The organism is Pseudoalteromonas sp. MMG012 (assembly GCF_018100875.1).
GTDB lineage: Bacteria > Pseudomonadota > Gammaproteobacteria > Enterobacterales > Alteromonadaceae > Pseudoalteromonas > Pseudoalteromonas aurantia.
Window position 1 is genome coordinate 1 of sequence record NZ_JAGJEF010000130.1, and the last position, 6502, is coordinate 6502.

1 protein-coding gene is annotated in these 6502 nt (G+C 43.1%); it reads right to left on the bottom strand.

The features are described 5' to 3' along the window. Positions 1–417: 417 nt before the first annotated feature. The gene (locus J8L97_RS22195) at positions 418–6495 is read right to left on the bottom strand and encodes an Ig-like domain-containing protein (RefSeq protein ID WP_247688783.1); all 6078 of its coding nucleotides are present in this window, start codon (positions 6493–6495) and stop codon (positions 418–420) included. Positions 6496–6502: the final 7 nt, after the last annotated feature.

Below are 6502 nucleotides of genomic sequence, written 5' to 3' on the forward strand. Positions count from 1 at the left end.
AGTTTAATTATTTTTTAACTAATTGAAGTAGTTTGATTTTATATTGTGCAGAATGTAAATAACACCAAGTTCATTCTAGCCATACTGTGTTTGGCATGCTTAGCTAATTGGCTATTATCACACTACATCAATTGGCTGCTCACACTGTGATTTTACTAGATGTGGCTTTGCTAGACACTCAATAAAGTACTTGGTAATAGCTGATGCCTGCACACGTTTTTAGGCACCCCGATCAAGCTTTATGACCCACTGCCTATGAGAGCAGTACACCCTGCGCTTATCGTTCTGATTAGTATGGAGTAAAGCTAAATGGTATACGTCGATATATCGACACGATAATTACAAGTGATGAACACAAAAAGAGAAAACACTGAATGGGATAAAATAAAGCCCCAAAAGGGGCTTTATTTTACTATTTTAGAAGTGGTAAGTCACACCGAGCGATAACTCGTTAATGTCGTTTTCAGACAAAGGATAACGTGTATATTGCGCATCTAAGTTAACAGAGTCTGACAGGTGATATGCAACACCAACACCATAGTAAAGATCTGTTTGTTGATCTTCATATCGGGTGTGAAAACGCCCATCTCTGGTACTATCCAAATGATACTTCCAATCAAACGCCCCTAAGAAAAGCTTGCCTTCAAATGAGTTGACATTAAACACATCGTAACCCAGTTGCATCGCAAAACCTTCTGGTAAAATAGGCGCGATTCGATTCACTTGCGACTGTGCATCATCTGGCGCAATAACATTACCATTGAATGTTACCCGACCTTGCCCTAAATCGATATACCGAATACCAATTGTGAATTGTGGAAGTAATTCATAATAAATACCCGCTGACCAACTATTGCTGCTGTCATCAATATTCGAAGCAGCTAATGACGAATCATAGGCAAAATTAGCACTTGCTTTACCAGCCGTACCTTGAACAGACCAAGTATTAGCCATAGCTGGAACACTCATTAAACATGTCGCCGATACGAAAGCGAAACTCGGTAGCCCTAGTTTCCTTCTGCGGATCACAAGTGCCGAAATCATTAACACAATTATTCCTCCTAAACTTCCTGATGATTTATTTTCTATAGAAACTGCTTTTAATGCAGTCACGGTGACTTTTACGACCCCTTGAGACACAGCACCTTTCGAGTCTTTCAATTGATATGTAATGGTGTCTATGCCTTCAAAGCCTAATTTAGGCGTATAAGTAAGGGTATTATCAATATTAACAACCGCAGTACCTGTTTCCGCGCTTGCCGATATAACAGATAACACATCACCATCAGCATCCGAATCATTTGCTAATACGTCAATAACAACATTACCAGAGCCAACCACGTTAGCTGTATCAGCTTGTGCAACAGGGGCTGAATTTACAGTTAAATTAACCGTTGCTGTACTGTTAGATGTCCCCCCTTTACCATCTTTTATGCTGTATTGAATCGTGGCCTTTCCAAGAAAGCTCACCGGTGGTTGATAGACTAGCTTTTCATTCACAATCGCTACTTGACCAAAGTCTACCGTTGCACCTGTTATTGACAATACGTCACCATCGGCATCACTGTCATTAGCAAGTACATCAATAATGACCTCTTGTCCTGCTGAAATGGTCACCTCATCACTATTGGCAACCGGTAACTGATTCGAGCTAACAGGCACTGCAATCCCACCTGGATCAATAACACTGCGGTTGGCGATGCCATCATCATCATTCGGACCACCATCAACAATTTGTAACTGCACACACCATGCACCTGCTACCAAGCCACTTTGCCACTCACTGCTTCCCGGTGGTGGGCAGTAACCCGGCTCTCCTTGTGTTGACAATATGTTGTTGTCGCCTGATTCATCAAAATTTACCCACTGATCATTACGGAGTTTACGATATACCCCATTTTCTGGCACTGGATTCCTTTGTGGTATTACTAAACTATACGTATCACCCGCTTGAGGTAGACCATTAGCAATAAAGCCAAACAAGCCACCAATATTATTTGCATCTTGGTCTTCAGGTAATTCAGTTACCAATAACTGAACACCGCCCGTGGTGTTTTGAGGTACTGTTGCGCCTTTGCGTAAACATACCCCAGGATCGCCTTCTATTAAGAACTGCTGTGACTCTGCGGCCTGCTCTTGCATTACATTACAATCACTAATGGCATCTTGAAAATCTGGAATACCATCTCCATCTGAATCACTATGCCCCTCTTGATCATCTGGTATGAGATCACCATCCGTATCGTTACTCCCTAACGCTTGTAATTCTGGCACTATTTCAAGGTAGATATCTTGTTGCGTGGATAAACTTGGTACCGCATTATCGGCTGCAATAACTGATAACTTATATACCCCTGATGCAATGCCTTGCGGTGAAAACTCGAACTGTTCAGCTTGATTACTTTGATTAACCAACACCGTATCACCAGACCACGTTGTCGTGACTACATCTGATAAGTTTGCATCAAATGTACTGGCTGTAACCGTTACTAAATCCTGATTCGATGTTAATGTAAGTCGCTTTTCACCGGCTTGCATAACGGTTGTTGAGATAGATGGCGCAACGTTTTGCTCTACGATGGTCACCGTTGACGTTGATTTAGCACCAACATTCAGCGCGTCGCTCAAACTTACGATAATGGTCTCATTGCTTTCGGCGTTGTTATCTGCAAATACAGTGAACGATATTTGCCCTTGAACACCCGATTCAATGACAAACTCACCCGCGGTTAAATCATGGTCATTGCCATCAGCTGTACCTGATACCGTATAAGGCACCGTTAATGGGTATTGAACAGCTGGGCCGTTCAAATAAACATCAATGGTATGTGTTTGCTCTTCTGCCACCTGACTGTCTTTTTGTAACGATATAAGCGGACGAACTGACACGGTTTGTGTCGCTACAGCTTGCTGACCCTGCTGATCGGTTGTTTGCCAGTAAGCAATATGATTACCCGGCACAAATACAGGCTGTCCTCCAACCAAAGATACTGGTAATGAATTACCCTGGTTGTCTGTGGCTATGGCGGTCCCTAAATCCACTTTAGTGAATAGCCCTGTGGCATCAACACTTACATCAACCGGTGCAGTTATCGTTGGAATAGCCGTTGATTGACTTGCGCTAAACGTGACTGTTGCTGTTGCACCGCTGCGCGCTCCCTGTGAGTCTTCAATTAAATATTTAACAATCACGGTCCCTTGCGTATTGTCTGAACCAACGTATTCAATTTGGTTGTTAACAATCGTTGCGGTACCAAGTGATGCACTCGCACCAATAATGGTTAATACTTGGTTCTCAATATCTGTATCGTTTTCTAATACATTTAACGAATACGTATTGCTTGAATTTGTATTAAATGCAAATACGTCATTTTGTGCGATGGGCGCGTCATTTACCGCGTTCACCGTCACAAACACCGTCGAAATATTCGACGTTAATTCACCATCAGAGGCACTATAAGTGAAACTATCGACCCCAAAGAAGTTCGTAAAGGGTTGATAAGTAAACACATCACCCTGAACGGATAAAGTACCATTTTGCGGTTGAGTATTGATGTTTATTGTAAGCTGATCGTTATCTATGTCTTCCACGACAGCGCTAAAACTGGTATTTGCATCTTCCGTTACCGTCGCCTGAATGTTACTTGATGTAGGTGCCGCGTTCACTGCCTCTACAACTAAGTCAAAACGCTCAAGAGAGGCACTTAACTGCCCATCAGAAACCGAAATTTGAATGCCTGAGTACACACCAACATTGTCTCTGCTAGGTGTACCAGTTAGACTCCCTGTTGTTTCATCAAAACTTGCCCAATTGGGCAAGCCCGTTATTGTAAACGTTAACGATGTAGAGTCTTCATCACTCGCCTGAGGCGTAAATGTGTAACTCTCATCTTGTAAAACACTGAGTGCTGGGCTCCCTGCTATAACAGGCGCATCATTAACGTTGTTTACAGTTAAAGTAAACTCAGGTAATGCATCACTAAGTTGACCGTCACTCACACTAATAACAATACCCGAGTAACTGCCAACATCACTATTTGTTGGGGTACCACTGAGTGTGCCTGTTGTCGAATCGAAGGTTGCCCATAATGGTTGATTCGTTATTGAGAAGCTCAAGTTGTCTTGGTCGTCATCTCTTGCCGTCGGTGTAAACGTGAATAACGCATCTTCGTTTGTATTTAAGGCCGGTGAGCCAGATATAACCGGTGCATCATTAACACTAGAAACTGTCATAGTAACCGTTGCAGCATTAGATGTGAGGCCTTCTTGGTCATCGACCGTATAGGTAAATGTATCTTCACCGAAGAAATTTGCATTCGCGGTATACGTAATTGCACCCGATGAGCCTATTGATACCTGACCATTTATGGGTTGAGTAACAATGGCAACAGAACTTGCGTTAAGTGTACTATCAACATCGGTATCATTACCTAATACGTTAACCTCAAACTGCCCGTCTTCTAACAATTGCGCGGTATTATCTACTGCCACTGGCGCATCATTAACAGCGCTAATACTCACTGTCACCGTTGCTGCTGCTGAGGCAAGATTATCACTATCTGTCAATGTATACGTAAACGTTAATTGTCCATTTTGATCTGCTTTGGGGGCGATGTTCAGAGTGCCATTGGTGTTCACTGTCACCGTTGCAAGTGAATAATTTCCAACACCTTGGCCTTGGTCCTCAAGGGTGATATTAGCGCCGTTAAAGGCTTGATCTTCCACATCTGAGTCATTACTTAATATTGCAAGTGTAGTCGACGTATCCTCATTGGTTGTCACTGTGTCATTACCAGCGACCGGCCTATCATTTATTGATCCGATATTAACCGTTACTGTGGCGGTATTTGATGCCAACCCAGCTGAGTCGGCAACAGTATAAGTATACGTATCAGTGCCATTTTCATTGGCATTTGGCGTATACACCATAGTGCCATTAGTTTGGTCTAAGCTAACCGTGCCTCTTGTTGGCTGCGAGACGATGCTAATCGCACCTGAGGGGTTGGTATCTTCGACATCGGAAGCATTAGATCTTACAGTTAAAGCATTAGTTGCAATATCTTCATTCACTGTTTCGTTAAAGTTTGCGGCAACAGGTGCATCATTAACCGCGTTTATGGTCATAGATACAGTAGCTTTAGCAGACGCAAGCCCGGTGCTATCTTTAACATTATACGTAAATGAGTCAGCCCCATTTTCGTTACTAGTCGGTGTATACGTTACCACCCCATTTGCAATTGTCACTGTACCTTTAGTTGGACTGTCTACAATTGCAGCTGACGCCACAACCATATTATTTTCCGCATCGGTATCATTGGCAACAACACTGAAAGTGATTGGAGTATCTTCATTGGTTGAAGAAGCATCTGCCACTGCCTCTGGTGCATCTTCAACAGCGGTCATAGTTAAAGTCACGGTCTGAGTGGTAGATTCCGCATTCGAGGCATCTCTTACTTTATAGGTAAAGCTGTCACTGTGGTTTTCGCTGCCGTTATGCTGATAACTAAAGCTGCCATCACTATTAAATGTAAGCGACCCATATTGCGGATCTGTTACCTTCACGGCCGATAAAGTATCGCCACTATCGGTGTCATCGTCCGTCGCATTGCTTAATACCCCATCAGCAACCCCTTTCGTTAGCAATGCACCTTCATTTAAGCTAAACGCGAAACCTTGTCCTACCGGCGCATCATTGGTGTTAACTACTTCAATATTAAACGTGAGTGGGTCGCTATCTTCCGTACCATCTGATACTTTTATAGCGACGTTATTGGTTGTGCCTACATGTTCATCAGTCGGGGTGCCCGTTAACGCGCCTGTATTGGTATCAAACGCTGCCCAAGTGGGCTTATTTGTAATAGCATAAGTATGTGTATCACCGCTATCTGAATCAGTTAACGTCGGTGTAAAGCTATAAGCTGCATCTTCATTTACTGAGGTAATTGTTGTACCAGATAAAACCGGTTTTACATTATAACGTTTTGTTGTGGTCGCAGTAACGCTGCTAGCGGCATTGCCCGCTGCGTCGCTCACAGTCGCTGAAAGTGTCAGTGTTCCTTCATTCAAGTTTGACACATTAACGTTTGTAACTTGAGCCGTTGATCCTGTAATTGTTGTCGCTGAGCTGCTAGAAACCGTACTTGCGCCATCAGATATTTGATACACAAATGATCCCGAACTTTCTAACCCACTTAATGTAAAGCTTAACGCAGCTTCATTACTCGCATTTATCAAGCTCTGATCTATCGCTGCGGTTTGGCCTGTGGGTGCGATGTTATCAAGTGTAATTGTGTGTGTTGAAGAGTTTGACGTATTGCCTGCACTATCTAACTGTGTCGCTGTAACCGTCAAACTACCATTATTTAATGCGCTAATATCTAACTCATTGCCTGACAGCGTCCAGTTACCGCTTGAGTCTGCCGTGGTCGTTTTACTAACCCCGCCAATATCAATAGTCACTGTAACACCCGACTCTGCACCAGTACCCTGAACCAATACATCG